The organism is Chlorobium sp., from assembly GCF_021740465.1.
In the GTDB taxonomy this organism is placed as follows: domain Bacteria; phylum Bacteroidota; class Chlorobiia; order Chlorobiales; family Chlorobiaceae; genus Chlorobium.
Map to the genome: position 1 here is coordinate 25142 of NZ_JAIOZR010000015.1, position 26258 is coordinate 51399.

Consider the following 26258-nt stretch of genomic DNA (forward strand, 5'->3'; position numbering starts at 1 on the left):
AAGACTATTTCAGGACTATTTTATAATGGATCAGCATTTTATTATAATGAACATTGTTACCATACCTCATGTAACTATTGCCAAGGAGATCCTTATGGACACGCTCTTTCTCGCTCGGCTTCAGTTCGCCTTCACTTCCGTCTTTCACTTCTTTTTCGTTCCGCTAACCCTCGGCCTTTCCATTTTTACGGCAATAATGGAAACCGCCTGGGTGAGAACCGGTAACGAGAAGTACAGGAAGCTGACGCAATTCTGGGGCAAGCTCTTCCTCATCAACTTTGCTGTCGGCGTGGTGACCGGCATCGTCATGGAGTTCCAGTTCGGCATGAACTGGTCCGAGTACTCTCGTTTCGTCGGCGACATCTTCGGCGTTCCGCTCGCCATAGAAGCGCTGCTCGCCTTTTTCCTTGAATCGGTTTTTCTCGGCATCTGGGTCTTCGGCTGGGACAGGCTCCCCAAAGCCCTGCATGCCGCCTCGATCTGGCTGGTCGCTATCGGTTCGAACCTTTCAGCCCTGTGGATTCTCGTTGCGAACTCCTTCATGCAGTCGCCGGTCGGCTACAAAATGGCCGCAGACGGATCGAGAGCGGAAATGACCGACTTTGCGGCACTGCTCTTTAACCCCTATGTCTGGAAGCAGTTCCCCCATGTGCTGGCCGGAGGCCTTGTTACCGGAGGATTTCTGGTCATCGCCGTCAGCTCGTGGCACCTCGTCAGAGGCTCGAAGGATCGCAGTGCATTTGAAACCTCGATGAAATTCGGTGCCGTCTACGCCTTTATAGGTACCATTCTGGTCACCCTCGCCGGCCACACCCAGATGCAGGATCTTATCGAATCGCAGCCTATGAAAGTCGCTGCTGCAGAAGCACTATGGGAAACAGAGAACCCGGCCAGCTTCTCGCTCTTCACGGTCGGCAATGAAAAAGAGCTGAAAGACGTTTTCGCCATACGCATTCCCGGTATGCTCTCCTTCCTTGCCTACAACTCGTTCGAAGGCGAAGTGAAAGGCATCAAGAATCTGCAGAAGGAGTATGAACTGAAATACGGCCCGGGCAACTACATCCCCTCCATAATCACGGCATACTGGAGCTTCCGGTTCATGGTAGGTGCGGGAACGCTGATGCTCCTGGTTTCGATCGTTGCTCTCTACAAGGTCATAAGGGAGAACTACACCTTCTCTCCGCTGCTCGGAGCGATCATGTTCTGGTCCTTCCTGTTGCCCTATATTGCAAACTCGGCAGGGTGGATTCTGGCCGAAATGGGCCGCCAGCCGTGGATCGTCTTCGGCCTTCTGAAAACCGAGGATGCCGTCTCTCCTGCATCGGTAGTCAGCAGTGGAGAGTTGCTTCTTTCGATAGCAGCATTCTTCATCATTTACGGACTGCTTACGATCGTCGATGTGTTCCTTTTGAAAAAAAATGCCGCAGCAGGCCTGGAAGCTGCCCAGTAAACCCTGAAGGAGAACAACTATGGATCTGCAAACAATCTGGTTCATCCTGGTTACCGTGCTCTTTACCGGATTCTTCGTTCTCGAAGGGTTCGATTTCGGAGTCGGCATCCTGCATCCGTTCATGAGTTCCGACGACCGCGAACGGCGCGCTGTCATCAACACTATCGGACCGTTCTGGGACGGCAATGAAGTCTGGCTCATCACTGCCGGTGGAGCGATGTTCGCGGCTTTTCCCGAGTGGTATGCCACGCTTTTCAGCGGGTTCTACCCTGCCCTGCTCCTCATGCTCGTCGCACTGATCATGCGCGGAGTCGCATTCGAGTTCCGCAGCAAGCACGACAACCCCGCCTGGCGCAGTTTCTGGGACTGGAGCATCTTCGCTGGCAGCGCCATTCCCGCCCTTCTGTGGGGGGTCGCACTGGCGAACTTCATCCGAGGCGTACCGATCGACCAGTCGATGAACTATGCCGGCGGGTTTTTCAACCTGCTCAATCCCTATGCCCTGGTCTGCGGACTTGCATCCCTCTGCATCTTCACCCTTCACGGGGCGGTATTCCTTACCCTGAAAACCACCGACATCCTTCGGGAACGGGCCATGAACCTTGCCAAAAAGATGTGGGCTCCGGCAACGCTGCTCTCCCTTGCATTTACGATTTATACCTCCATTGAAACCGACCTGTTCCGGAGACTTGGACTGAACCCCGGCATCATCCCGGTATTCAGCATACTCGCGCTGCTCTCGGTGATCGTGCTGCTCAGGAGGAACGCTTCCGGATGGGCGTTCGCCATGACCGCCGTAGCCATCGCGTTCTCGACCGTCACGATCTTTATGGGCCTCTTCCCCAGAGTACTCGTTTCGAGCCTCAACCCCGAATGGAGCCTCACCATTTACAACAGCTCCTCCTCGGACTATACGCTCGGGATCATGACCATCGTGGCAGCCATCTTTGTCCCGATCGTCCTCGTCTATCAGGGATGGAGCTACTGGGTCTTCCGCCAGCGCGTAACACCGGACTCCGAACTCGAGTACTGAGTGCCCTGATTGACCCGTCTTCCTGCGCCCCGGAACATAACGGGGCGCATTCATTTCGAGGGTCTTTTTCTCCCGGAAATCCGCAAAAAAAGGGCAATATTTTTTTAATTTTTCTTTCGGGGCATACACCATGCTGCCGATTGCCTGCCAATTCACCAGTCACCAGCCATGCGCATTCACGATCTCGACCCAGAAAGCCGGCCAAGGGAAAGATTTCTCCGGTACGGGGCATCGTCGCTCAATCCTTCTGAACTGCTGGCGATCATCCTGCGATCCGGTTCGAAAAATCTCAACATCATTGATACCTGCAATGAACTCATCGCCGTTTACGGCCTTGAACAGCTTGCCGATGCGCCCCTCTCGGATCTCCAGAAAATCAGGGGTATCGGTCAGGCAAAAGCCATGCAGATCGCAGCGATATTCGAACTCAACAAGCGGGTTCATTTCAGGAAAAACAGCAACAGAAAGATTCTGTCCGCAAAAGATGTTTTTGAATATATGGCCGGACGAATTCCCGACGAGACAAAAGAGCACCTATTCGTCCTGCACCTCAACACAAAAAACCGGGTCATCCGGCACGAGATCGTCTCTGTAGGCACCCTGAACGCATCCCTTATCCACCCCAGGGAGGTATTCAAATCCGCCATCAGGGAGAGCGCTCACGCCATCATTCTCGTGCATAACCATCCATCCGGCGATGTGGAACCAAGCAACGCCGACCGGCAGGTCACGGGCATTCTCAAACAGGCCGGTGCCATTCTGCAGATAGAGCTGCTCGACCATGTCGTTGTGGGAAAAGAGAACTGGTTCAGTTTCAGGGAGCACGGCTTGCTGAGCTGAGAAAAACGCAGCTGTTTCCGGCAAGAGGGATCTTCTGACACCGGCAAGTCGCGAAAATTGGCGGGAGAATTCAAAAAACAGCGGTGCTACATCACTCAGCAGGAGCGAACGAAATAATGCCGGCATTATTCACCGCAACCAACGGATGAAAAAACCAGAGCCAAGGCTCTGCAGCTGCATGAAAACAGCCGGAACCGGTCAGGTGAAAAAAGAATCGGTAAAAACAAAACCCGGCAGCGGAGGAGAGTCACTGCCCGGCCTGCTGATCAGGAAACGGTTTCAAACGGCAGCTGACTGCCCGATTGAGTTGCCTCCTCTTCAGTCTTTACTCCAAGTTCCCGGACATTTTTAGCCTGATAGCCTTTCTGGGTTTTTTCAAGCTCAAACTCAACCTCGGCATCCTGATTCAACACCTTGAAGGTCTGTTCGGAAACAATAGCGGAAAAATGCACAAAAACATCTTCCCCACCATTCGGATTCAAAATAAATCCGTACCCTTTTTTACCGTCAAACCATTTAACCTTACTTCTTTCCATGATAAATTCGGGGCTTTACCATTTACTGTTCAGCAATTGATAATTGCTGCTTGTTTATGGTGTAATATAGGCATTTCCCCTCCTTTTATGCTCTTTTATTTCACTTTTCGGGACAATAACACTTATATAACGCATCATTATAAGTCAAAGAAACAAAAAAAACCTTTCTTCCGTTACTCTGAACATTGCAAAGAATCAGGACAAAAATAATGAGACATATCATCCTTATCACCGGTGCCGGCAAAGGAATCGGGAAAGCAATCGCCCTCGAATTCGCCAGGCACACAATCATAAACCCGGCATTCAGGCCGGTACTGGTACTGTCCTCGCGTACCCCCGCCGACCTGGAAACCGCCGCTGCGGAATGCCGAACCCTTGGTGCGGAAGCAATAGTTATACAGGCTGACATTTCGAACGCTGCTCAGGCGACAGGTCTTGCCGAAACCGTAATCGGGCGATATGGCCGAATCGACTGCCTTATCAACAATGCCGGAGTCGGACGCTTCAGGCCACTTTGCGAGCTTACCGAAGAGGACTTCGACTACACCATTGCAACCAATCTGAAAGGCACCTTTTTTCTCACCCAGAAGCTTTTCCCTGTAATGGAAAAGCAAAGAAAAGGGCATATTTTTTTCATCACCTCCATCGCCGCCGAAAAAGCCTTTAAAACCTCTTCCATTTACAGCATGACGAAATTCGCCCAAAAAGGGCTTGCCGAAGCACTCCGACTCTATGCCAAAGAGTGCAACGTGCGTATCACCAACATCATGCCTGGAGCGGTACATACGCCGATGTGGGGAGATGTCCCCGATGGAATGAAAGCCTTGATGATGATGCCTGAAGACATTGCTGAAACGGTTGCCTGCGCCTATTTCCTTCCGGAAAGAGCATCGGTGGAGGAACTGGTTATCCGCCCGATCGGTGGAGATATCAACGAATGAAACAAGGGGGGCACCTCTAAGGTATTGCCTTGAGCGGTTTGAATACAGGTCGAACGGGGCCAGAGAGACCGAAATTCCGATAAATCGGAATGAGGATTTCAATCCCTATTCATCGGGAACAAAAAATCAATCGAATCACGGAACAAATAAATAGAGGTACCCAAAGAAAAAGCAGTTGTGGGAAAGCAGCTGTTTTTGCCTTATTTTCCGATACTTCTTCGCAAACACACTATCGTATCGAGCCGACTTATGAGTCTAAAAGAAAAAATAGATGCGGACCTTAAGGAGTCCCTGAAAAGCGGAAAAAAAGACCGCCTCAACGCCATCCGCTCCATTCGTGCAGCCCTGCTTGAAAAAGAGGTTTCCATCCGGGTAGGAGGCACAGCCTCGCTCTCCGAAGAACAGGAAACAGAAGTGCTGGTCAGCCTGGCAAAAAAACGCCGTGACGCCATCGAGCAGTTTACCGCCGGGAACCGGCCGGATCTTGCCGAAACGGAACAGTCGGAACTCCTCGTTATCGAGGAGTACCTGCCCGAACCGGTCTCCGAAGGGGAGATCACGGCTACCGTTCAGGCTATAATAGCCAGAACCGGAGCATCCTCCATGAAAGACATGGGCCGGGTTATGGGCGAAGCCATGAAAGCCCTCAAAGGAAAAGCCGACGGCAACAAAGTTCAGCAGGTCGTCAAATCGCTGCTTCCGGCATAACCCGTTTTTACACCAACAACCACTATGCTTGATATCAATTACATCCGCCAGAGTCCCGATGACATCGTGGCCATGCTCAGGGCACGCCAGCTCGAAAGCGATATACCAAGGATTGCCGAGCTGCTCGATCTTGACCGGCAGCGCCGTGAACTGGTCCAGCAGGCCGACGATATGAAAGCCCTTCGCAACAGGGTTTCCCGGGAGGTCGCCGATATGAAAAAATCCGGCAGCGGACCGGCGGACGAGCTTATCGGAAAAATGAAATCGGTCGCCGAAAACATTTCGGCATGCGACAACTCGCTGAAACACATCGAGACCGCCATGGAGGATATTCTGCTCGCTCTTCCCAACAGACTGCACCTTTCGGTACCTGAAGGCAGGAACGCGGAACAGAACCTCGTCTGCAAGACTCCCGTGGCATTCGACTACCAGCTCGATTTCGCCCTGAAAAACCACCTCGAACTTGGAAAATCGCTCGGCATCCTCGATTTCGAACGTGGGGCAAAGGTAGGCGGCGCAGGGTTCCCTGTCTATACCGGCAAGGGGGCCCGGCTGGAACGCTCGCTCATCAACTTCATGCTCGATACCCATACATCACGTCACGGATATACAGAAATCTTTCCGCCTTTTCTGGTCAACCGCGAATCGCTCAGGGGAACCGGACAGTGGCCGAAATTCGCCGATCAGGTCTATACCATAGAAGAAGACGGGCTATTCGCCATTCCGACCGCGGAGGTACCGGTAACCAACCTGCACCGAGGCGAAATGCTTGAAGGTGCAGACCTGCCGATAGCATATGCCGCCTACTCGGCATGTTTCAGAAGGGAAGCGGGAAGCTACGGAAAAGACACCAGGGGATTTCTGAGGGTTCACCAGTTCAACAAGGTTGAAATGGTCCGCTTCACCCGTCCGGAAGCATCCTATGAGGAGCTTGAAACAATACTCGGACATGCGGAAGCGATCCTGCAGGCACTCAGGATTCCCTACCGGGTACTGCTGCTCTGTAGCGGCGATATCAGCGCCAACGCCTCGAAATGCTACGACATAGAAGTCTGGTCGCCGGCCGAAAACAAATATCTGGAAGCGTCGAGCTGTTCCAACTTCGAGGACTACCAGGCACGGCGCATGAACATCCGCTACCGTCCGGAAGGCAAGGCAAAGCCGGAATTCGTGCATACCCTCAACGGCTCGGGACTTGCAACCTCACGCCTCATGGTGTCGCTTCTCGAACACAACCAGACCGCTGCCGGCTCGGTTGTCGTTCCCGAAGTGCTCCGGCCTTACACCGGATTCGACATCATCGACTGATCTCGAACACCCGCCTGCGGAATCGACCGGATCGCAGAACAAAAAGAGATGCCCGAATAAAAGGCATCTCTTTTTACCTGTCGTGAGCGATTCGCACACAAGCCCCCTTCAGGCCGCGCTATGCGCCTCCTGCAGAGCCCTCTCGTTCTTGAACTCGACAACCATTCGGCTGACCTTTTCGATATCGATGAGAAAAGCGTCGTGACCGTACGGTTCGTCGAGGTAAATAACCCGCGACTTCGGCATGAGACGTCCGAGCTCTTCCTGCTCCTCTTTCGGATAGAGCACGTCACTTATAATGGAGAGAATTTCCACCGGTATCTGCAGCGAACGCAGAACCACTTCGTAAGGACCTCTGCCCCTCGACAGGTCGTGCATGTCCATGGCTTTCGTCAGCGTCACGTAGGTGTTGGCGTCGAACCGTTCGACCAGTTTGCGTCCCTGATAGCGCAGATAGCTTTCCACGCTGAACAGACCGTCCTCCTGAATGTCTCGCCCGAAACGCGACTGAAAGTTCTCGAAACTGCGGTAGCTGCACATGGCCATCATCCGTGCCGCCCCGAGCCCGGATGCGGGTGGCGCATCAGGCTCGTACCAGCCGCCGTTCCAGTCGCGGTCGGCATAGATCGCCTGCCTCTGTGCCTCGCTCTGGGCGATGCACCAGGAAGAGTGCCTGCCGGAAACACCCATCGGCATGAGTGCCTGAACCATTTCAGGATAGAGAAATCCCCATTCGAGCACCTGCATACCGCCAAGTGAAGCACCGACCACGAGCCGGATCCGTTCGATCCCGAGCCCGGAAAGCAACCGATGCTGGGCATGCACCATGTCACGAACGGTAATCGCCGGGAAATCGGGTCCGTAATGGCGTCCAGTCAGAGGATTGGGCGACAACGGGCCGGTTGTGCCGTAACAGCTTCCAAGCACATTGCTGCAGATGATGAAATCCTTTCGCTCGTCGAATGCGCCCCCTTCGGTGAACATGCCATCCCACCATGCATCGGCATCGGCCGAACCCGTCAGGGCGTGACAGATAAGAATGACATTGTTTTTCTGTGTGTTAAGCGTTCCCCATGTCCTGTAGGCGATGCGCAACCCCGAGAGAAGGCCACCGAGTTCGGTTGCAAACGGATCCTGCGATTCAAAATAGCGTGTCTCTTCTGAAATGAGCTCCCTGTAATCCCTCATCGGTATCAGTTCAATGTTGCAAATGCCTGTTCAAAATCAGCCTTTATGTCATCGATATGCTCTATGCCCACAGAAACCCGTACCATATCGAGCGAAACTCCCGCCGCCGCCTGCTCTTCGGGAGCGAGCTGCTGATGGGTCGTCGATGCCGGATGGATCAGAAGGGTTTTCGCATCGCCCACATTGGCCAGATGGCTTGCCAGGCGAACGCTTTCGATAAAGCGAACCGTCTTCTCGTACCCCCCCTTTACCCCGAACGTCAGTACGCACCCGAACCCGTTGGTGAGATATTTTTTCGCCTGACCGTGCGTGGGATGCGCTTCGAGACCGGGATAGTTCACCCAGGCTACAGACGGATGCCCGGCAAGCCATCTGGCAAGCTCGAAGGTGTTGTCGGCATGGCGCTGTACGCGAAGAGAGAGCGTTTCGAGTCCCTGCAGGAGCATGAACGAATTGAACGGGCTGATGGCCGGGCCAAAATCACGCAACCCTTCAACCCTTGCCTTGATGATGAAGGCAAGATCGCCGAACGTGTCGAGAAACTTCAAACCGTGATACCCTTCCGAAGGCTCGCTGAGCATCGGGAACTTCCCGTTCCCCCAGTCGAAGGTTCCTCCATCGACGATCACCCCGCCCATCGAGGTGCCGTGACCTCCGATCCACTTGGTGGCCGATTCGACCACAATCGAAGCTCCGAACCGGAGCGGACGGCAGAGATAGCCACAGCATCCGAAGGTGTTGTCCACCACCAACGGAATACCGCACTGGCGGGCGACTCCGGCAACCTCCTCGAAATCCGGCACATGAAAAGCGGGATTACCGATCGATTCGAGGTAGAGCGCCTTGGTACGCTCATCGACGGCTTCACGGAATGCAGAGGGATCGTTACCGTCAACAAACTTCACCCTGATGCCGAGACGCCCGAAGGCAACCTTGAACTGGTTGTATGTTCCTCCATAAAGATAGCTTGAAGAAACGATGTTGTCGCCTGCCTGGCAGAGGCTCGTCAGGGCGATAAATTGCGCCGAATGTCCGCTGGCCACAGCAAGAGCAGCCTTGCCACCCTCGAGCGCAGCCACTCGCTGCTCGAAAACATCTGTTGTCGGATTCATGAGGCGAGTGTAGATATTGCCGAACTCCCTCAAGGCGAAAAGGTCGGCTCCATGCGCCGCACTGTCGAAAATATAGGATGTGGTCTGATAAATAGGCACCGCGCGGGACTTCGTGGTCGGATCCGGCTGCTGACCGGCATGTACCTGCAGTGTTTCAAACCGGTATGGAGGCGTTACTTGGCTCATGATAAACGACTGTTGAATAGTTGCCGCTACCAGAGTGGAACAGGAGTTAAAACACCGGGGAAACCGTGACCGACAGGATCAGAAGAGAGGTATGAACGTGCAGAATGGCAGACATACCATCATCTCTCCCGGTTCAAAGTCCGGGATGGAATTGGCACCAATCACTTGCTGTGACGGTTGCCAAGGCTTCTCAGGGCCAGTCCCTCCACCTTTCTCGATGATAGCGTTAAATGCTACAAAGAACATTTTAAATAATTGTAATCAATCTACAACAGCAATCGTTATTTTACAAATTGCATCATTAAAAGAGGTAACCCACACATGACATCAAGAGAACTTGCGCTGAAAGTCCTGCAGAACGTTGAACAGGGAGAAAAAAAATCAGGAACCATCCTGCACGAGCTTCTCGATAACTCGTCACTCTGCCGAAGCGACCGCGCCCTGGCCACTGAGCTTGTCAACGGCGTGCTCCGCCGCCGCATGACGCTCGACGCCGTCATCGGAAGGTTCTACCATCACCGGTACGAAAAAACCGCCCCGGTGCTGAAAAACATACTGCGGATCGCTGCCTACCAGCTTATCTACCTCAACCGTATACCGCAATGGGCCGCAGTCAGCGAATCCGTTGTACTTGCGCGAAAATACAAGGGTGAACGGATGGCCAGACTCGCCAACGCGGTTCTGCGGAACATCACCCCGGAGAGTGCGGCACCGGAAAATTTTCCTGGCGACGCAACCGGAACCGGTCGTATGGCCGTTATCGCCTCGCACCCCGAATGGATGCTTGAACGATGGATTGCCCGCTACGGAAAAAAGCGTACCGAAGTGATTGTCGACTACAACAACCGCACCCCGCTTACCGGCTTCAGAATCAACGCCCTTAAATGCGACCCGAAAAAGTTTTATGCGGAACACGGCTCCGGAGAAGCCCTGCCGGTAATCCGTACCGGTCTGGATAACTTCTTTCTTTCAGCCGACTTCTCCTGCTTCGAAGCGGCAATCAAGCAGGGCCTGCTCACCGTACAGAACCCTACACAGGGTCTGGTCTGCCTCCTCTGCAACCCTGCCGCCGGCAGCACGGTACTCGATCTTTGCGCCGCTCCGGGGGGCAAGTCCACCTTTCTGGGCGAACTGATGCAGAACCGCGGCAGCATCACTGCCGTAGACCTTTACAGCCGAAAGCTGCAGAAACTTACCGGACACTCGGGCGAGCTCGGCATCACCGTCATCGCTGCAGTCGCTGCAGACGCACGTTCGTTCCAGCCGGAAACGCCGCCGGAAAGCATTCTGCTCGATGCCCCCTGCAGCGGTACCGGGGTGCTTGCAAGACGAGCCGAACTGCGCTGGAAACTCACGCCGCAGATGATTGCCGAACTCGTCGCACTGCAGGCTGAACTGCTCGATCATGCCGCATCGCTGCTCGCCGAAAACGGCATACTCATCTATGCGACCTGCTCCATCGAACCCGAAGAGAACGAACTGCAGATCGAGGCATTCCTCGGACGTCACCCGGAATTCAGACGTGAATCCTCCGGCGGCGCTCTTCCTGAACCATTCGCATCGGAAGCCTCAGGGAACGGAAGCATCCTTACGCTGCCGGGCCAAAAGGAAGGCTTCGACGGAGGATTCGCACAGCGGATGAAAAAGATATCCTCCTGAGCATGCACGACCTCAAGGCGCCCTATAGCATCCTGCTCGAAAGCTTTCTCAACCATCTCTCCGTCGAGCGAAACTTCTCGGTCAATACCAGGGAGTCCTACCGGAACGACCTCTCACGGTACCTGCTCTTCATGCAGGACGAAAACAGGGCTCCCGGCTGCATTGAAACCGGCGATATCCGCCGGTTCATTTCGGAACTGCACGGAACCGGGCTTGAAGCCAGCACCCTCGGCAGAAACATTTCGGCTATCCGATCGCTGCACAAATTCCTTCTTGCTGAACGAAACCTCGACACCAATCCGGCCGAAACCATCCAGCAACCGAAACAGGCAAAAAACCTGCCGAACGTGCTCAGCCTCCACGAGGTGATGCAATTGCTCGACTCGCCGCTTCAGGAGCAGCCTCCCGGAAAATTCCTGCTGCGCGACAAGGCAATTCTTGAATTCCTCTACGCAACCGGAGTAAGGGTGAGCGAACTGGTAAATCTGCAGCAGCAGAACCTTTATTTCGAGGCCGGCTTCGTACGCATATTCGGCAAGGGATCGAAGGAGCGACTGGTGCCGGTAGGGGAAGCGGCAATAGAGTGGATAACCCGCTACAGAAACGAACTGCGGATAGGGTTGGTCGCGGCGGAGTCGCACGACGTCCTGTTCCTGAACGCAAGGGGGAAAAAGCTCTCAAGGATGGCGATCTATCTGATCGTCAAAAAAAACGCCCGGCTTGCCGGAATCCGGAAAGATATCAGCCCCCACACTCTCCGCCACACCTTCGCAACCCACCTTCTCGAAGGAGGAGCCGACCTGCGCGCCGTACAGGAAATGCTGGGCCACAGCTCCATCCTTGCAACCCAGATCTATACCCATATCGACCGTTCGTTCATAAGGGAAGTACACAAAACCTTCCACCCGAGAGGATAGGGAAGGGGCTCTTTCAACGGACAGCGTGATTGCCGAGCCACGCTGCAGCCTGTGCATTGCCCAGAGCGGAGGCTCTCTGCATATCGTCACAGGCGCCATTCCGGTCACCGAGCTCATTTTTAGCCAGACCGCGGGCATACCACGCCTTGTCGTACTTCCCCCGAATGGCAATAGCGCGATCGAAATCAGCGATGGCCTGCCGAAACTCCTTCAGGACGGCATAGACTGCTCCCCGGTGAAAAAACGCACGGGCGCAATCCTTTTTCAGTTCTATCGCAACGGTATAATCGGCAATGGCTTCAGGGTATTTGCGCTGTTCGAACTGAGCCTTGCCCCTTGCGTAATATGCCGGCTGATAACTTTGATCTTCAGCGACGGCAAGATTGAAGGCCGAGATCGCCTCCTCGAAACGGGCCTGCCGGTAGTACTCCTCGCCCTGCTTTACCAGTGCGGACGGAGAGCCCGCTTCAGCCGAAGCGGGAAAAAGAGCGGCTGCAAGCAAAAGCCAGAGAACAGGAAGAGCGAACGGGTTCATATAGCCTGAACTGTTAAAAAAATGAAGGGATAAGCCTTGCATCGATTTTTCTTATATTGCAGCTGATAACCGTACCGAATGCGTAGCTCAGCCGGTAGAGCATCTGCCTTTTAAGCAGAGGGTCGCAGGTTCGAGTCCTGCCGCATTCACCATATCCCCTCTTTAGGCATTTTCGTCTCCATGATCACCCGCTTTCGGTTGTGACTTTCCCTCTCGATTTTCAGCGCCGCAAGGGTCAGATTCACGTCAAACAGAAAAAACACGAGCGAAAATGAAAGGCAGAGCATGCTTGCGATAAAAATGCCCGACATGATCAGCGGAATATCGAGACTGACCAGCACCGAAAGAAACAGCAGAATGATCAGCATCGAAGCGCCGAGACAGGTCAGGCAGGCCAGCAGGATCGCCACCCTGATATAACGCGCCCGCTTCCAGAGAATATCGACCTCCTTGTTGATTCTCAGAATGTAGGACTCCGGCTCCGACTCCAGGTCGTCAAGCAGGGCTCTCGAGCGGTCGATAATGCGCCCGAGCCGGTTGGTCATGGTCAGCAGGAGAAGGCCGAGGCCTGAAACGAGAATCATCGGACCGATAGCGGTCTGCAGAATCGGAACAAGCTCCTGTACGGTAGTAATAGTCGTCATATTTTTCCTTTTAAAAACATCATCTCTGTAAAATCCGGTAATCACCGAACCAGAGATAACACTTCCCCGGCTATAAACCTACAAAGGAAACCTCTATTTAACAATTGTTCCGGGAGATGCTTCAGGGGCTCCGTAAGAGCTGCACTCCGGTGGTGCCATGCTGGAACCGGGAGATACGGGAATTCCGGACACCGCCGGAGCGGAGTGATCGAACTGCGTACGGGCCGTCGGAGCAGTCCTAAAATTTTACCCTGTCTCCAGGCTTGGGAATCGATACCTCCAGCTGCAGCTGTTCTTCGATGGCGTTCCTGAACGAGACTTTCACCTCCGCATCGCCATGCACCACATACACCTCCGGCCTGTTGCTGAAACCGCCCATCCAGCGCAGCAGATCGGCACGGTCACCATGAGCCGACAGACCTCCGATGGTATGAATACCCGCGGCTACCTTGTAGCTTCTGCCGTGAATAAAAACCTCCTTTTCTCCGCCCACAAGCTTTCGCCCGAGCGTTCCGGGAGCCTGATATCCGCTGAAAATCACCCGGCACTCCGGACGATGGATATTGTATTTGAGGTGGTGCAGAATCCTTCCTCCGTTGCACATGCCGCTGCCGGCGATAATAATCGCGCCCTTCCTGATATCGTTGATCTTCCGTGAAGCCTCGACCCGTTCGGTAAAGTGGAGGTTGCCGAGAGGAGGAAGCCTGGCGGGATTGTTTCTCAATGCAAGGGCTTCCTCGTCGAGCAGGGCGGGGTATCCCCAGTATATCCTGCCTGCCTCGATGGCCATGGGACTGTCGAGATAGACCTGCCACTTATCGAGCTCCCATTCCTTGTAATAGGTGGCGAAAAGATAGAGCAGCTCCTGGCTCCGCCCGATTGAAAATGCGGGAATAAGAATATTGCCGCACTCCCTGCACGCCGTCCGGAAAATTTCGCCCAGTTCAGCCACGGTGCTTTGAAAATCCCTGTGCAGCCGGTCTCCATAGGTACTCTCAACCAGAAGTATATCAGCCGTTTCCGGCGTTTCGGGATCCTTGAGCACCGGGCTTTCATACTGGCCGAGGTCCCCGCTGAACACCAGCGTGCGTTTCTCTCCCCCTTCGGTAATGCGCAGCTCCACCACTGCCGAACCGAGAATATGGCCGGCGTCCAGAAAACGGAGCCTGACGCCCGGCAGAATCTCCTTCATTTCGCCATACTCCATGCCTCTCATCCGGGCAACCGCCCTCTCGGCGTCCTCGCGGGTATAGAGCGGTTCGGCATGCCGTTCCTTGCCTGACGCTGCATGACGCCGCCGGATATCCGCGTCACGCTCGGCAAGGGCCGCCGAATCGAGCAGCAGCACCAGCGAAAGATCGATGGTAGCATGCTGGGTATAGACCGGACCGCTGAAGCCCCGCTTCACCAGAAGCGGCAGCCGACCCGAATGGTCGATATGGCCGTGGCTGAGCACCACGGCATCGATGTCGGAAGGTTCGAAGGGAAAAAGATCGCGGTTCAGAGCCTCCTCTTCGGCAGAACCCTGAATCAGACCGCAATCGAGCAGCAGGAGATACCCGGCCGCCCTCAGAATATGGCAGGAACCGGTAACCCGCTCCGCCGCACCGTAAAACTGAAGTTCCATAACCCCTCCATCAGGAAAAAATTCAGGAAACTGCGTCCGGCAACAGATGCCCTTACAGTAAAAGATACACTTCAAATCACCTTCAACCGACAGATTTGGCACCCTGAAAGCAAGAAAAAAAGACCCGCCTCACCGACGGCTCCAGCGGGATACTGACCGGTTCGGTGAACTCCCGATCGAAACTCGGGAACTCATAGGAAGAGAGCGGTATTTTCATACCCGAACCGTCCCGTTGCAAACACGGGTTTTATTTTTTACACTGAGAACGGTTTTTTATCAAAAACTGTGAGCATGAACCATGAACATTGACCGGCGCCTTTTTCAGCTCCTTCAGGAAGAACGGGCGCCCTTTATCCTTTCTGTCGTCGCCGGCTCGATTTCTTCGGTAATGCTGATTGGCCAGGCCTTCTGGCTCAGTACCATCATCGACGGCGCATTCATGCAGAAAAAAGGCCTCGGCGAGCTGCTCTCCCCAATCGGACTTTTCGCGCTCTTCAGCACACTGCGCATGCTCTTCAACTGGGCCTCTCACGGCGAGGCCAACCGGGGAACGGTTGCCATCCGCAAAAAACTGTTCAGCCGCCTGACCGGCACCATCGGCTCTCTCGGGCCGGTCTACGCCCGCTCCGTGCAGAGCGGACGGCTCAGCACAACGCTGCTCAAGGGTGTTGAAGCTCTCGATGCCTACTTCAGCAGCTATATCCCGCAGATCTTTTTAGCCCTTTTCACTCCGCTCCTGATACTCGCGGCCATCTTTCCCGGCGACTGGCTTTCGGGTCTGATCCTGCTCCTCTCGGCACCGCTCATACCGCTCTTCATGATACTGATCGGAAAAACGGCCAGCGCCATGACCGAAAAGCAGTGGAAAACCATGAGCAGGATGAGCGGCTACTTCCTCGACGTGCTGCAGGGACTGCCGACACTGAAACTCTTCGCCGAGAGCGAAAGGCAGCGCGACACCATCGAAGAAGCTGGAGAAACCTTCCGCATGGCCACCATGCGGGTACTGAAAATCGCCTTTCTCTCATCCCTGACGCTCGAACTGGTCGGAACCATCGGCACCGCAATCATCGCCGTCAGCATCGGGCTTCGGCTGATGGATGGCCAGCTCACTTTCCAGCACGCACTCTTCGTGCTGGTGCTCACCCCCGACTTTTTTCTTCCGCTCCGCCAGCTCGGCACGAAGTTCCACGCCGGCATGGAAGGGGTCAGTGCATCGAAAGAGATTTTCGAAATCCTCGACCGGTCGCCCGCTCCCTTTCGGGAAACAGCTTCCTCAGGCGGATCTGCTGCCGAAAAAAGCGCCATTGTCTTTACCGAAGTGACCTGCACCTATCCCGGAGCTTTTCGTCCGGCGCTCGAAGGGATAAGCTTCGCCATCCCGACAGGAAAAACTACGGCGGTCATCGGGCCGAGCGGGGCGGGAAAAAGTACCCTCGTCAACCTGCTGCTCCGCTTTCAGGAGCCCGCCGAAGGCTCCCTAACCATCGACGGGCGTCCGATACACGACACGCCCCTGGCCCGCTGGCACGAGAAAATATCCTGGGTTCCGCAGCATCCGACACTCTTCAACGCCACCCTCAGGGAGAACATTCTTCTGGCTCGACACGATGCCTCCCCTGAGGAGCTGCAGGGCGCGATGGAACAGACCGGGCTTTCGGAATTCGTAGCATCGCTGCCCGATGGGCTCGACACCATGATCGGCGAACAGGGCGCGCGGCTGAGCGGCGGAGAGGCCCAGCGGGTCGCGCTTGCTCGGGCCTTCATCAAGAACGCCCCGTTTCTGGTGCTCGACGAACCCACATCGCACACCGATCCCGAGCTCGAAACGGCACTGCGCTCATCCATGGAAGCCCTTATGCAAGGGCGCACGACAGTAATCATCGCACACCGGCTCGAAACCATACAGTCGGCCGATCAGATCGTGGTGCTCAACGAAGGAAAACTCGTCCGTTGCGGCACGCACGACGAACTGCTCGCCGCAGGAGGCTTTTACCGCGATGCCATGCGCCTGCAGCAGGAGGAAGCCGCATGAAAACATTCCTTCGCCTCGCGGCTCTTGTCAAGCCTTACTTCTGGTGGATGGCGCTTGTCGCATTCATCGGGTTCGCCACGACCGGAAGCGGCATAGGCCTGCTCATGACCTCCGGCTACATCATCGCCAAAGCCGCCCTGCAGCCGCCGATGAGCGCCCTGCATCTCGGCATCGCAGGCGTCCGGTTTTTCGGCCTTGCACGCGGAATGCTGCGCTACGCCGAACGGCTGCTTTCGCACGACACAACCTTCAGGATTCTCACGAAACTGCGCCTCTGGTTCTACGACGCAATCGAACCGCTCGCTCCCGCACGCCTCATGCACTTCAGAAGCGGAGACCTGCTGCAGAGGGTCGTAGACGACATCCAGAGCCTCGAAAACATCTACACGCGGGTTCTCGCTCCTCCGCTGACCGCCCTGTTTGTATCGGCGCTGATGTGGTTCCTTCTCGGCACCTACTCCCTCGGGGCATCGCTTCTGATCCTTTTTTTCCACCTGCTTGCCGGTATCGGCGTGCCTCTGCTCGCCATGCGCCTCAGCCGCGGCGTCTCCGTCGGCATCATGAAAGAGAAAACCGCCCAGCAGCTGCTCGCCCTCGACCTCTTTCAGGGCATCGGGGAGCTACAGATTTACGGAAAGCTTCCGGAACACCTTGAAGCGATGCGCACCGCCGAAGAGACCAAGCTCCGGCTGCAGCGGAAAAACGCCCTGATAGACGGGCTGCACGAATCGCTTACCGGCCTGCTCATGAACGGCGCGGTCGTGGCCATCCTCTGGGCGCTCGTTCCGGCCATCTCCACGCCGGGCATGAACGGCATCTCCCTCACGATCGTCACGCTCGCTGTCATGGCTTCGTTCGAACCCTTTCTTCCGCTACCGGCATCGCTGAAGCACCTCGAAGCCGACACGCACGCCGGAGAGCGGCTGTTCGAAATTCTCGATGCCAAACCCGAAACCACAACACCGGCAGCTCCCCTGCCCTTCCCGAAAGAGCCTGCCATACGTGCCGAAAACCTCAGTTTCAGCTATCCGGGAAGCACGGCGAAAACCCTCGACGGGATCTCTTTTGCGGCTCTTCCAGGAGAGCACATCGCCATCGTTGGCCCGAGCGGAGCGGGCAAATCGACCATCACCGCACTCCTGATGCGCTTCTGGAACACGCCCGAAGGAAGCCTCACCATCGGAGGGGCAGACATCGAACGGTTCGACCCCGAAGAGCTTCGGCGCAATATGGCACTCGTCTCGCAGCGCACCTACCTGTTCGCCCGGACCATCCGCGAAAACCTGCTGCTTGCCCGGCCGGAAGCAACCGACCAGGAGCTGAAAAAAGCCCTCACCGCCGCCGGGCTCGGCCACTTCTCTTCGAAGCTCGACGAATGGAGCGGCCAGCACGGTATGAAACTCAGCGGAGGAGAACGGCAGCGCATTGCCATCGCCCGTATGGTGCTGCAGAACGCTCCGGTCATGATTCTCGACGAAGCCACCGCGAACCTCGACGGCGTCACCGAAAAAGAGGTAACCGAAACCCTCGCCACCCTCGGCAAAGGCAAAACCATGATCACCATCACCCACCGCCTCAAGGCGATGGATCAGTACGACGCCATCGTTGTACTCGATAAAGGAAAAATTGCCGAACAGGGCCGCCATGAAGAACTCATGCAGGGAAAAGGGCTGTATCGGAGAATGTGGGAGCTGCAGCACACGACGGAACTGGTGTAGGGCGAAAACATTTGCCCCTCTGAATGCCTGAAAATCACATGGAGTCGCGAAAAATCCAGCACAGCCTGAACCAGCGGCTTGTGCTGCATATTTTTCAGGTGCCCATACCAGGCATAAGTCATGAAAATATTGGAAGCAAGCAGCAGAACGACGTTTTCATAAACGTGTTTTTTATTCGTAACGGGTAATTCTTTCTATGCAGGGTATCCCGACGGAGAAGAACTTATAAAAATCGGAGAAAAATCAGGAGGCCGGACAAGAAAAAGCGACGGAAATTGACTGCCACCCGAATATATCTTGGATACCGTCAGTAAGATTTTTATACTTCAGTAGGATTTTATGAACATATAGAAAACGGAAAAATGGTAAAAGTAAGAGTCCGTCAAAAAAACCAGATCACCATCCCGCTTCGCATAGCTGAAGCTGCCAATATAAAGCAGGACGACATGCTTGAAATAAACTATGCCAACGGCGTGGTTACCTTGATGCCGCATGGAAGAAAAGAACGAAAACGGTCGGTAATGGATTATTCCGGAATCGCAAGAGGCGTCTGGGGAGAAACGATTGCGGAAATCGATGAGGAGCTGCAGCGAGAGAGGGAGTCATGGGAAAGGTAGAAGCTGCCATCAGCCGGATGAACGGGCACAGGGTTTATCTCGATACCAATATTTTCGTCTACTTCCTCGACAGGAACCCCGACTTTTTCCGGATCGTCAGTCCCATCGTTCAGGCTGTCGATGCAGGCAGAATAATCGGGGTTACCGGCGATACCGCTATCGCGGAAACGCTGGTGAAACCCTATCGAACGGGAAACCTTGAACTCGTTTCAGCCGTCAAGGGATTTTTCAGCACTGAAGGGTTCCTGTCGGTTCAGACGCATGAGCGGGAAACCTTCGACCTTGCAGCTCAACTCAGGGCACAACGGGGCATGAAATTCATCGATGCATTGCATTACGCAACGGCAATCCGCTCTGGCTGCACCTTTTTCGTCACGAACGATCTTGCCATCCAGTCCGACCATATCATCGAGGTCATCTCACTGAAAGCACTCCATGGCTGATTGCGGATAAGCGGCCACAAGCCTCCCATGCCTTAAATAAGAAGCATCCGTTTATTCCTCCTCACTGCCGTCACCGGTGCCATTGCAGGAGCCGCACTTCTCGACAACCTGACCCTGCGTAGAGCATTTCCTGCAGTCCTTTCCGTTTACCTGCCCGGTACCGCTGCATTTACTGCATTCCACGAGCACCTTGCCGGTTCCGCCGCACGTGCCACACTCCTTTTTCATTATGCACTCCCTCTCTTTACTGTTTGAGTTAATCCAATGCCCCTTGTCAATGCTGAATATACTGATAAGCGTACCTGTGCGGCATTCGCATCCCGCAAATAATGCCGACCTGCATGTTCGTTTGCGGATCAAGGTTATATAATGGTTCTGCATTGAGTGGGAGACGGCACGTTCATTTCGTTGCCGACAGGTTGATCCGCCTGAAAGTTTCGAAGCAGCGGCCGTCTGGCTGCAGGGTTTCACCGATCATGCACTGGACGACAACATCGCGAAATTCCGAACGTTTTTCTTCAGGCAGGTTCGGCAGCAGCGGCACAACACTCTCCAGCGCAGCCTTTGTTCTCTGCAAAAAATTCCGGTTTGAACTGATTCCGTGAATGGGCGTTCACGAACGATATGGAAATCCGTCGAAGTTCTTGAAGCCAAAATGACAAGTAATCGAATTGATACTTTTTCCCCTATTGTATCTGCATCCCTCCCCCCCAAATACTTCCCGCAGCACTTTTTCGATGGAAAACGCATCTGCAGGACGCTGCCCCTCACCGTGATATGCTCTAAGGGCGGTATCATAGATGAGGTGGGCATGGGAGTTACTGCAGATCGGCAAAAAGATCGGCAAAAAAGCCTTTATAAAACAGAATAACTTATTTTATATTATAGGTAAAATCACTACGAAAGACCGGCAAAATGATCATCGAGGCACCACAAAGAATCGAGCCATGTATTCCTGACACCCTTCTCCCGGAGATTGTCGATCGCGTGGCAACACTCTCGGATGCGGCTGCACGTCTTGGCGGACGGCTCCAATCCCGGACCGCAGCGAATCTTGCCGATCTGGTAAGGATCATGAACTGCTACTACTCCAACCTTATCGAAGGCCACAATACCAGGCCATATGACATCGAACAGGCATTGCAAAAAAAATTCGATGCCGGTGATCCTGAAAAAAGAAACCTCCAGATGGAAGCTGTGGCCCATATCCGGCTGCAGAAAAAAATCGACGATCTACACGCATCCGGCAAACTTCCCGAGCCCTCCTCGGTCGAATTCATCACCTGGCTTCACCGTGAATTTTATCGTGACCTGCCTGAATCGATGCTTGTTCTCGAAAAAAATGGCAAGACAATCCGCATGATACCCGGGGAATTCCGTCACCTTCCGCTGCACGACGTAGCTGTCGCCCGGCATTTGCCCCCTTCGAGTGCCGTTGTTGCTTCGTTTATGGGTTACTTCGAAACGCGATTCGATTCCGGCGCTATGGGAAGAGGCATGCAGCTTGCCGCCATGGCCTCGGCGCACCACCGGTTCAATTACATCCATCCGTTCCCCGACGGAAATGGCCGTGTAAGCCGCCTGATGAGTCACGCAATGGCGTTGAAAGCCGGTATTGGCACCCACGGCCTCTGGTCCGTATCAAGGGGACTTGCTCGTGGCATAAGCACTCCCGGAGACTATATGAGCATGATGGATATGGCGGATATGCCGCGCCAGGGCGACCTTGACGGCAGGGGAAATCTTTCACTCAAAGCGCTCAACAGCTTTATCGGCTGGTTTCTCGACATCTGCATCGACCAGATAACCTTCATGCGGCAACTCTTTGATCTCGACAGCCTCTCTGCGCGATTGTCGAAATATTGCGACGAACAGGAATGGAAACCGGAAGCCTTCACCCTTCTGGAAATGGTGCTCATAAAGGGCGAAATCTCCCGAGGTGATGCCAGCCGCATCACCGGTCTAAAGGAACGGACGGCAAGAACCATGCTGTCGTCACTGCTCGAAAAAGGCATTCTCGGATCGGACTCACCAAAAGGGCCGGTATCACTCCGCTTTCCGGCAGAATCCCTCGACCGTCTTTTTCCTAATCTCTTCCCTGCCCAAACGCTCTGATACAGCAAATCCGATACAGGGCATGGTTACTGACACAGTCACTTTTTCAAAAAATTCCGCAGGAAAATCCACCCGCCAAAACTGCCTGAGTGTAGCACTGCAGACTCAAAAGGCTACCTGGTTGTAAGCACATCCAAAGCTTTCAATTATTCCTCAAATACCGTCACGATTGCAGCGTTTTGCCGACAGAGAAGGCATCGCCAAGACGCGGACCCACGCCGTGATACCCTCTCCGGGCGGTATCGTAGATGAGCGGCTGGATTTTCATGATGTCGAGGCGGCCGGCATCGTCGAACACTGCGGCATCGGCCTTGACGTCCATGATTTCGCCGATGAACTGCGTGTGCAGGCCGATTTCGATAACGTGCAGGAGCCTGCACTCCAGCACCACGGGAAACTCCTCCGCGTAAGGAGCATCGACCAGTTCGCTTTTCACATGAGTCAGCCCTGCGACGGCGAACTTGTCCGCGTCGCGCCCGGAAGCGATCCCCATGTAATCGGCTTCTGCCATTCGCCCTTCGCAGGCAATGCTTACTGTAAAGGCTTTTCGCTCGACGATGCAACCGTGGGAGTAGGTGGCCTTGCGCAGCGAAACCGCGACACAGGGAGGTTTCGAACAGCAGATGCCTCCCCAGGCGGCGTTCATAAGGTTCGGCTTGCCTGCCTGGTCGTAGGTGCCGACCATCAGAACCGGGGTTGGAAAAAGAAGCGTTTTGGCTCCGACAGATTTTTTCATACGTGTCATGCTCGAATGGAAGTAATGAGGCTTTTTTTGTTCTATTTCAGATCTGAGGGTTTGCCGTGTCGGCACGGAGAGGAGAGGTCGCGGGCGGAACAGGAGGCAAACCTAAGGCGCTGCTTCCGTTCCGATGGTCGAAAGCTGATCGAGAAACGATACGGCGAAACTGCCTGTCCCCCGTGCATCCCTGCCTGCACGTTCACCCGCTTCGGCATAAATGGCCGAGGCTGCCGTGGCCGCCCTGAAGGCCGAGCCGGTTACCGGCAACAGTGCGGCAATCAGGGCTCCCAGGGTACAGCCCATACCGGTGACCTTCGTCATCATCTCATGACCGCCCGGTACGGGTATGACGGAACTGCCGTCAGTAATGTAATCGATTTCACCGCTGAGAGCAACGACAGCTCCGGAACCTGCAGCCAACGCAACAGCCGCCTGCACGGCCTCGGTTGATGAAACGGTGGCGTCAACGCCTTTCGCTCCACCTGTCTCTCCGCCGAGAGCGAGTATTTCGGATGCGTTGCCCCGTATGACCGCAGGGCGAAACGCAATGAGCTCCCTGACGATGCGCGATCTGAACTCGAGAGCACCAAACGCGACAGGATCCAGAACCCATGGCGTATCCGTCTCGCGGGCTGCAGCAGCAGCTTCGAACATCGCCTCGGCGTCTCTGGTTGTTATCGTGCCGACATTGATCAGCAGTACCTGGGCAATCCGCACGAAGTCAGCAACCTCCTCGATGGTTTCGACCATTGCGGGCGATGCACCCAAGGCAAGAAGCACATTCGCGGTAAAATTGGTTACAACTCCGTTGGTGATGCAGTGTACCAGGGGTGCTTCCCTGCGCAGGCGGGCGAGATCTTCCGGGACTTCCGGATGGGACCATGTTCTGCTTTCGAAAAACGGGACTGACTCTCCTCTGTGCATGGCTTTCAACAGCTTTTCATGAAAAAACTTACTCTGCATGCGGCTTTTGCGGGTATGCTCCTTGACGAATGTAGCGTAAATCCGGGTTTTTCTCTTACTTCCGCTTCTCGAAATAGCGCAGTTTCGCGGTCTCGAATCCGAGGGAGTCGGCTTTGAGCACAAGCCGCTTCAGCAGTACGGGCTCCATTTCGGGCTGGCGGGCAAGAATCCAGAAGAGGGATTTCTTGTGCCCGCAGACGATGGCCCACGAGTAGTTTTCCCTGTCGAGCTCCAAAACGTTGTAGCTCGCATAGAAGGGGCCGAAAAACGACACCTTCAGAGCCCCTTTCGTAGCGTCGCCCACAAAAGCGGCTTTTCCCTCGATGGACTGCCACTCCCCTTTTTTCGCGTCGAACCCCCGGTTCATCACCTTCACGCTTCCGTCCTCGCGAAGCGAGTATTCCGCCGAAACCTGCCCGAGATTCTTCTCGAAACGGTTTTCAAGCCGGGCGATCTCGTACCAGCTGCCGAGGTAACGGTCGAGCCTGAACCCGTCGACGACGGTAATCCCCTCCGGCACGCCGGTACAGCCTGCAAACAGGAAAAACAGCAGAACAAACAGTTTTTTCATGATAGTTAAAGTTGGGTTCAGGAAAAAAACGCTTACCGCTTGCTGCCGTAGCCGGCATAGAGCAGTTTGGAGGTATCGAATCCGAGAGAATCGGCCTTTGCCAGAAGCCGCTTCAGGAGCGCAGGGTCAATTTCGGGTCGACGGGAAACGATCCAGAACATCGACTTGTCGCGACCACAGAGAAGAGCCCAGCTGTAGTGTTCCATGTCGAGGGCGACGATGTTGCACTGCGAATAGAAGTTGCCGTAGAACGACATCTTCAGCGCACCCTTGTCCCTTCTGCCGGCAAGCATCGCCCTACCCGTCCTGACCCGCCAGCGATGGATTTTCACGTCATAGGCCTTGTTGACGACCGTGATGTACCCATCTTCCTCCACCGAATAGTTCGCGGAAACTCGATCGACGTTCCGCTGGAAGACGTTGTCTGTGCGCACTATTTCGTGCCAGGTGCCGAGAAAACGCTCAAGATGGAAATCGTCGACGACAACGGGAGTATCTTTCGGCGCCGGGGCACAACCGGCAATCAGCATGACAAAAAACAGAAAACAGTTCTTACACATTGTCAGGAGTTACAAATAGGACATTAAGAATAAATCTGAAACTGCAGCTATCGAACCAAGTTCTTCATTGTATTATTTTATTCAGAAGTTTTTGAGCGGCAGGGTCTTTTGTTTTTCTGTAATAACTGTAATAAGTGTTATACCATCGCAAAAGATCGTTATCCATCTCTTTATTTATAAACTTATAAATGAAATTTTATGTAAATTTTTATCGAATTTGCGTCCACTATTTCATGACCCCCCAGGTCAACTTGTCATGAACATGCCTCAATATGGAAAAAACGGCATCCTTGCCTGAGGATACAGCAAAAACCGTACTGGTTGTCGATGACAGCACTATTTCACGAGTAGTGGCAGTGCAGATCATCAAAAAACTCGGCTACCACACCCTGCAGGCCGACAACGGCGACAGCTGCATCGAACTGCTCAACAACAGCAACATTGACCTCCTGTTGCTCGACATCCATATGCCGGGCAAAAACGGCCTTGAAGTGCTCGACTACATCCGCGAACATAACATCATGATCCCTGTTATCATGATATCCGGTTCGAGCGACATCGAACAGGCTGTACAGTCGCTCACGTTAGGCGCCTACGAATATCTGCTCAAGCCGGTCAACGCAGACAGGCTTGAAGTGACGCTGAAAAACGCCCTGAACGAATTTGAACTCCGCCGTAAAGTCAGACTCTTTTCGGCAGCCATTACCGAAAGCCCTTTCGGCGTGGTTATAACCGACAAAAAAGGCATCATTGAATACTCGAACCCGGGCTTTACTGCCATCACCGGATACACCGAAAACGAAGCGAAAGGCCGAAACATCTGCATGCTGAAATCAGGCCGGCAATCCAAACTATTCTACCGGAAATTCTGGCAGACCATAACCTCAGGCAACATATGGCAGGGAGAGATCATCAACCGCAGAAAAAACGGAGAACTGTATACAGAATACAGCATCGTCAGCCCGATACCCGGCACGAACGGCGCTATTACACACTTCATCAGCATCAAGCAAGATATAACTCTCCGCAAAAAAGAACAGGAAGCCCTTGCCGAAAGCGAACAACGGTTTCAGGAACTTGCAGACCTCGTTCCGCAGCCTCTCTTTGAAACGGATCTCAAGGCAAACATCACCTTTGCCAACAAATCCGGACTCGACCTCTTCGGCTTCAGCAAAGAGGAAATCGAGCATAACTTCAGCTGTCTCAGGTTGTTCGTACCCGAAGAACAAAGCAGGATACAAACTGCAATCACCTCATCTTTCAAAGGCATTCCTATCGAAAATCACGAATACACAGCCTTGAAGAAAGACGGTACAACCTTCCCCATACTGATCTACAGCTCACCCATCCTGCGCAACGGAACAGTTTGCGGCATAAGAGGCATCGGCCTCGACATAACCGAACGCAAACGCAGCGAAGAGGTGCTCAGGGAACTCAACCAGACACTCGAAGAAAGGGTCGAAGAGCGCACACGCGAACTTGAAATCACCCATCAGCAGATGGTACTGCAGGAAAAACTTGCATCCATAGGCCAGCTTGCTGCAGGACTCGCACATGAAATCAACAACCCCGTCAACTTTCTGAGAATCAACCATGCAACTCTCAAGGAAGATATCGGAGACCTCAGGCATCTCCTGAGGGAATACCGCACCATCATCCTTTCAGCGGAAACAATATAGTGGACCCGGATTTTCAGACAAAGGTTTAAGGTGGTAACTTGCCCAAAAAAGGGACAAGATATGAGCGAAAAGCACCGCAAAAGTTTTACGGCACAATTCAAGGCCAAAGTGGCGCTTGAGGCGATCAGAGGAGA

The 26258-nt window shown here is 54.2% G+C and carries 26 protein-coding genes, 1 tRNA gene, 1 pseudogene and 1 riboswitch; of the genes and pseudogenes, 15 read left to right on the forward strand and 13 right to left on the reverse strand.

Annotated features, from left to right (window positions below; translation table 11 throughout):
• Window positions 1–94: 94 nt before the first annotated feature.
• From K9G39_RS07965 to radC, 3 genes are all read left to right on the forward strand, one after another.
• Complete coding sequence (locus tag K9G39_RS07965) at window positions 95–1450, forward strand: cytochrome ubiquinol oxidase subunit I (protein ID WP_292004421.1); 1356 nt, start codon at window positions 95–97, stop codon at window positions 1448–1450.
• A gap of 19 nt (window positions 1451–1469) precedes the next feature.
• Window positions 1470–2483 (forward strand): cytochrome d ubiquinol oxidase subunit II, encoded by a 1014-nt coding sequence (gene cydB, locus K9G39_RS07970; RefSeq protein WP_292004395.1) that lies wholly within the window; start codon window positions 1470–1472, stop codon window positions 2481–2483.
• Window positions 2484–2651: 168 nt separating this feature from the next.
• Window positions 2652–3323 carry a DNA repair protein RadC gene (gene radC, locus K9G39_RS07975; RefSeq protein ID WP_292004396.1) on the forward strand — a complete coding sequence of 224 codons (672 nt, stop codon included), beginning with the start codon at window positions 2652–2654 and terminating at the stop codon, window positions 3321–3323.
• A gap of 266 nt (window positions 3324–3589) precedes the next feature.
• Here radC and K9G39_RS07980 read toward each other — a convergent pair whose 3' ends face one another.
• On the reverse strand, window positions 3590–3859 hold the full coding sequence (locus K9G39_RS07980; protein ID WP_292004397.1) for a cold shock domain-containing protein: 270 nt from the start codon (window positions 3857–3859) through the stop codon (window positions 3590–3592).
• Between the two features lie 209 nt (window positions 3860–4068).
• Here K9G39_RS07980 and K9G39_RS07985 point away from each other — a divergent pair, with 209 nt between their 5' ends.
• From K9G39_RS07985 to serS, 3 genes are all read left to right on the forward strand, one after another.
• Window positions 4069–4800, forward strand: coding sequence for an SDR family oxidoreductase (locus tag K9G39_RS07985; RefSeq protein ID WP_292004398.1), 732 nt, complete (start codon window positions 4069–4071; stop codon window positions 4798–4800).
• A gap of 249 nt (window positions 4801–5049) precedes the next feature.
• A complete protein-coding gene (locus tag K9G39_RS07990; protein ID WP_292004399.1) occupies window positions 5050–5508 on the forward strand; it encodes a GatB/YqeY domain-containing protein in 459 nt (152 codons plus the stop codon).
• Window positions 5509–5532: 24 nt separating this feature from the next.
• A complete protein-coding gene (gene serS, locus K9G39_RS07995; protein ID WP_292004400.1) occupies window positions 5533–6816 on the forward strand; it encodes a serine--tRNA ligase in 1284 nt (427 codons plus the stop codon).
• Window positions 6817–6924: 108 nt separating this feature from the next.
• On the opposite strand, the gene metX is transcribed toward serS, so the two are convergent.
• Both metX and K9G39_RS08005 read right to left on the reverse strand, forming a co-directional pair.
• The gene (metX, locus tag K9G39_RS08000) at window positions 6925–8004 is read right to left on the reverse strand and encodes a homoserine O-acetyltransferase (protein WP_292004401.1); all 1080 of its coding nucleotides are present in this window, start codon (window positions 8002–8004) and stop codon (window positions 6925–6927) included.
• A 5-nt stretch (window positions 8005–8009) separates the two neighbouring features.
• A complete protein-coding gene (locus K9G39_RS08005) occupies window positions 8010–9302 on the reverse strand; it encodes an O-acetylhomoserine aminocarboxypropyltransferase/cysteine synthase (RefSeq protein ID WP_292004402.1) in 1293 nt (430 codons plus the stop codon).
• Window positions 9303–9418: 116 nt separating this feature from the next.
• Window positions 9419–9526: riboswitch (SAM riboswitch) on the reverse strand.
• Between the two features lie 97 nt (window positions 9527–9623).
• On the opposite strand from K9G39_RS08005, the gene rsmB reads away from it, so the two are divergent.
• Entirely contained in the window at window positions 9624–10961 is a 1338-nt protein-coding gene (gene rsmB / locus K9G39_RS08010) for a 16S rRNA (cytosine(967)-C(5))-methyltransferase RsmB (RefSeq protein ID WP_292004403.1), read from the forward strand.
• Between the two features lie 2 nt (window positions 10962–10963).
• A complete protein-coding gene (gene xerD / locus K9G39_RS08015; protein WP_292004404.1) occupies window positions 10964–11878 on the forward strand; it encodes a site-specific tyrosine recombinase XerD in 915 nt (304 codons plus the stop codon).
• Between the two features lie 13 nt (window positions 11879–11891).
• On the opposite strand, the gene K9G39_RS08020 is transcribed toward xerD, so the two are convergent.
• The gene (locus K9G39_RS08020; RefSeq protein WP_292004405.1) at window positions 11892–12413 is read right to left on the reverse strand and encodes a tetratricopeptide repeat protein; all 522 of its coding nucleotides are present in this window, start codon (window positions 12411–12413) and stop codon (window positions 11892–11894) included.
• A gap of 76 nt (window positions 12414–12489) precedes the next feature.
• Here K9G39_RS08020 and K9G39_RS08025 point away from each other — a divergent pair.
• Window positions 12490–12565 (forward strand) — tRNA-Lys (locus K9G39_RS08025).
• Here K9G39_RS08025 and K9G39_RS08030 read toward each other — a convergent pair.
• Entirely contained in the window at window positions 12560–13057 is a 498-nt protein-coding gene (locus tag K9G39_RS08030) for a DUF2721 domain-containing protein (protein ID WP_292004406.1), read from the reverse strand. The two genes, K9G39_RS08025 and K9G39_RS08030, sit on opposite strands and share 6 nt — an antisense overlap.
• A 238-nt stretch (window positions 13058–13295) precedes the next feature.
• Window positions 13296–14684: an MBL fold metallo-hydrolase gene (locus tag K9G39_RS08035; RefSeq protein ID WP_292004407.1), complete on the reverse strand. Its 1389-nt coding sequence runs from the start codon at window positions 14682–14684 to the stop codon at window positions 13296–13298.
• A 298-nt stretch (window positions 14685–14982) separates the two neighbouring features.
• On the opposite strand from K9G39_RS08035, the gene cydD reads away from it, so the two are divergent.
• Complete coding sequence (gene cydD / locus K9G39_RS08040) at window positions 14983–16719, forward strand: thiol reductant ABC exporter subunit CydD (protein WP_292004408.1); 1737 nt, start codon at window positions 14983–14985, stop codon at window positions 16717–16719.
• The gene (gene cydC, locus K9G39_RS08045; protein ID WP_292004409.1) at window positions 16716–18437 is read left to right on the forward strand and encodes a thiol reductant ABC exporter subunit CydC; all 1722 of its coding nucleotides are present in this window, start codon (window positions 16716–16718) and stop codon (window positions 18435–18437) included. The genes cydD and cydC overlap by 4 nt, the downstream gene beginning before the upstream one ends.
• Before the next feature lie 56 nt (window positions 18438–18493).
• On the opposite strand, the pseudogene K9G39_RS08050 reads toward cydC, so the two are convergent.
• Window positions 18494–18583: pseudogene (locus K9G39_RS08050) on the reverse strand (DMT family protein); the annotation flags it as partial.
• A 216-nt stretch (window positions 18584–18799) separates the two neighbouring features.
• Here K9G39_RS08050 and K9G39_RS08055 point away from each other — a divergent pair.
• Both K9G39_RS08055 and K9G39_RS08060 read left to right on the forward strand, forming a co-directional pair.
• Window positions 18800–19054 carry an AbrB/MazE/SpoVT family DNA-binding domain-containing protein gene (locus K9G39_RS08055; RefSeq protein ID WP_292004410.1) on the forward strand — a complete coding sequence of 85 codons (255 nt, stop codon included), beginning with the start codon at window positions 18800–18802 and terminating at the stop codon, window positions 19052–19054.
• Window positions 19042–19497 carry a PIN domain-containing protein gene (locus K9G39_RS08060; protein WP_292004411.1) on the forward strand — a complete coding sequence of 152 codons (456 nt, stop codon included), beginning with the start codon at window positions 19042–19044 and terminating at the stop codon, window positions 19495–19497. The genes K9G39_RS08055 and K9G39_RS08060 overlap by 13 nt, the downstream gene beginning before the upstream one ends.
• Before the next feature lie 51 nt (window positions 19498–19548).
• Here the strand turns inward: K9G39_RS08060 and K9G39_RS08065 are convergent, their stop codons facing one another.
• Both K9G39_RS08065 and K9G39_RS08070 read right to left on the reverse strand, forming a co-directional pair.
• Entirely contained in the window at window positions 19549–19725 is a 177-nt protein-coding gene (locus K9G39_RS08065) for a hypothetical protein (protein WP_292004412.1), read from the reverse strand.
• 172 nt (window positions 19726–19897) lie between these two features.
• Window positions 19898–20074: a hypothetical protein gene (locus tag K9G39_RS08070; protein ID WP_292004413.1), complete on the reverse strand. Its 177-nt coding sequence runs from the start codon at window positions 20072–20074 to the stop codon at window positions 19898–19900.
• Between the two features lie 338 nt (window positions 20075–20412).
• Between K9G39_RS08070 and K9G39_RS08075 the strand changes: the two genes are divergently transcribed.
• Window positions 20413–21612 (forward strand): Fic family protein, encoded by a 1200-nt coding sequence (locus K9G39_RS08075; protein WP_292004414.1) that lies wholly within the window; start codon window positions 20413–20415, stop codon window positions 21610–21612.
• Between the two features lie 163 nt (window positions 21613–21775).
• On the opposite strand, the gene K9G39_RS08080 is transcribed toward K9G39_RS08075, so the two are convergent.
• The 4 genes from K9G39_RS08080 to K9G39_RS08095 all read right to left on the reverse strand — a co-directional run bounded on the left by K9G39_RS08080 (window position 21776) and on the right by K9G39_RS08095 (window position 24445).
• Window positions 21776–22348 carry a flavin reductase family protein gene (locus K9G39_RS08080; protein ID WP_292004415.1) on the reverse strand — a complete coding sequence of 191 codons (573 nt, stop codon included), beginning with the start codon at window positions 22346–22348 and terminating at the stop codon, window positions 21776–21778.
• A 111-nt stretch (window positions 22349–22459) separates the two neighbouring features.
• Window positions 22460–23275, reverse strand: coding sequence for a hydroxyethylthiazole kinase (gene thiM, locus K9G39_RS08085; protein ID WP_363319372.1), 816 nt, complete (start codon window positions 23273–23275; stop codon window positions 22460–22462).
• 94 nt (window positions 23276–23369) lie between these two features.
• A complete protein-coding gene (locus K9G39_RS08090) occupies window positions 23370–23885 on the reverse strand; it encodes a lipocalin family protein (RefSeq protein WP_292004417.1) in 516 nt (171 codons plus the stop codon).
• A 32-nt stretch (window positions 23886–23917) separates the two neighbouring features.
• A complete protein-coding gene (locus K9G39_RS08095) occupies window positions 23918–24445 on the reverse strand; it encodes a lipocalin family protein (RefSeq protein WP_292004418.1) in 528 nt (175 codons plus the stop codon).
• Window positions 24446–24735: 290 nt separating this feature from the next.
• Between K9G39_RS08095 and K9G39_RS08100 the strand changes: the two genes are divergently transcribed.
• On the forward strand, window positions 24736–26124 hold the full coding sequence (locus K9G39_RS08100) for a PAS domain S-box protein (protein ID WP_292004419.1): 1389 nt from the start codon (window positions 24736–24738) through the stop codon (window positions 26122–26124).
• Window positions 26125–26258: the final 134 nt, after the last annotated feature.

What these genes read in the sequence shown, in the direction of transcription:
- K9G39_RS08075 (WP_292004414.1), top strand. Translation starts at nt 20,413, where the DNA reads ATGATCATCGAGGCACCACAAAGAATCGAGCCATGTATTCCTGACACC.
- K9G39_RS08005 (WP_292004402.1), bottom strand. Translation starts at nt 9,302, where the DNA reads ATGAGCCAAGTAACGCCTCCATACCGGTTTGAAACACTGCAGGTACAT.
- K9G39_RS08030 (WP_292004406.1), bottom strand. Translation starts at nt 13,057, where the DNA reads ATGACGACTATTACTACCGTACAGGAGCTTGTTCCGATTCTGCAGACC.
- K9G39_RS07980 (WP_292004397.1), bottom strand. Translation starts at nt 3,859, where the DNA reads ATGGAAAGAAGTAAGGTTAAATGGTTTGACGGTAAAAAAGGGTACGGA.
- K9G39_RS08060 (WP_292004411.1), top strand. Translation starts at nt 19,042, where the DNA reads ATGGGAAAGGTAGAAGCTGCCATCAGCCGGATGAACGGGCACAGGGTT.
- K9G39_RS08065 (WP_292004412.1), bottom strand. Translation starts at nt 19,725, where the DNA reads ATGAAAAAGGAGTGTGGCACGTGCGGCGGAACCGGCAAGGTGCTCGTG.
- metX (WP_292004401.1), bottom strand. Translation starts at nt 8,004, where the DNA reads ATGAGGGATTACAGGGAGCTCATTTCAGAAGAGACACGCTATTTTGAA.
- rsmB (WP_292004403.1), top strand. Translation starts at nt 9,624, where the DNA reads ATGACATCAAGAGAACTTGCGCTGAAAGTCCTGCAGAACGTTGAACAG.
- thiM (WP_363319372.1), bottom strand. Translation starts at nt 23,275, where the DNA reads ATGCACAGAGGAGAGTCAGTCCCGTTTTTCGAAAGCAGAACATGGTCC.
- K9G39_RS07985 (WP_292004398.1), top strand. Translation starts at nt 4,069, where the DNA reads ATGAGACATATCATCCTTATCACCGGTGCCGGCAAAGGAATCGGGAAA.
- K9G39_RS08055 (WP_292004410.1), top strand. Translation starts at nt 18,800, where the DNA reads ATGGTAAAAGTAAGAGTCCGTCAAAAAAACCAGATCACCATCCCGCTT.
- cydB (WP_292004395.1), top strand. Translation starts at nt 1,470, where the DNA reads ATGGATCTGCAAACAATCTGGTTCATCCTGGTTACCGTGCTCTTTACC.
- cydD (WP_292004408.1), top strand. Translation starts at nt 14,983, where the DNA reads ATGAACATTGACCGGCGCCTTTTTCAGCTCCTTCAGGAAGAACGGGCG.
- K9G39_RS08090 (WP_292004417.1), bottom strand. Translation starts at nt 23,885, where the DNA reads ATGAAAAAACTGTTTGTTCTGCTGTTTTTCCTGTTTGCAGGCTGTACC.
- radC (WP_292004396.1), top strand. Translation starts at nt 2,652, where the DNA reads ATGCGCATTCACGATCTCGACCCAGAAAGCCGGCCAAGGGAAAGATTT.
- K9G39_RS07965 (WP_292004421.1), top strand. Translation starts at nt 95, where the DNA reads ATGGACACGCTCTTTCTCGCTCGGCTTCAGTTCGCCTTCACTTCCGTC.
- K9G39_RS08020 (WP_292004405.1), bottom strand. Translation starts at nt 12,413, where the DNA reads ATGAACCCGTTCGCTCTTCCTGTTCTCTGGCTTTTGCTTGCAGCCGCT.
- cydC (WP_292004409.1), top strand. Translation starts at nt 16,716, where the DNA reads ATGAAAACATTCCTTCGCCTCGCGGCTCTTGTCAAGCCTTACTTCTGG.
- serS (WP_292004400.1), top strand. Translation starts at nt 5,533, where the DNA reads ATGCTTGATATCAATTACATCCGCCAGAGTCCCGATGACATCGTGGCC.
- K9G39_RS08035 (WP_292004407.1), bottom strand. Translation starts at nt 14,684, where the DNA reads ATGGAACTTCAGTTTTACGGTGCGGCGGAGCGGGTTACCGGTTCCTGC.
- K9G39_RS08080 (WP_292004415.1), bottom strand. Translation starts at nt 22,348, where the DNA reads ATGAAAAAATCTGTCGGAGCCAAAACGCTTCTTTTTCCAACCCCGGTT.
- K9G39_RS08095 (WP_292004418.1), bottom strand. Translation starts at nt 24,445, where the DNA reads ATGTGTAAGAACTGTTTTCTGTTTTTTGTCATGCTGATTGCCGGTTGT.
- K9G39_RS07990 (WP_292004399.1), top strand. Translation starts at nt 5,050, where the DNA reads ATGAGTCTAAAAGAAAAAATAGATGCGGACCTTAAGGAGTCCCTGAAA.
- xerD (WP_292004404.1), top strand. Translation starts at nt 10,964, where the DNA reads ATGCACGACCTCAAGGCGCCCTATAGCATCCTGCTCGAAAGCTTTCTC.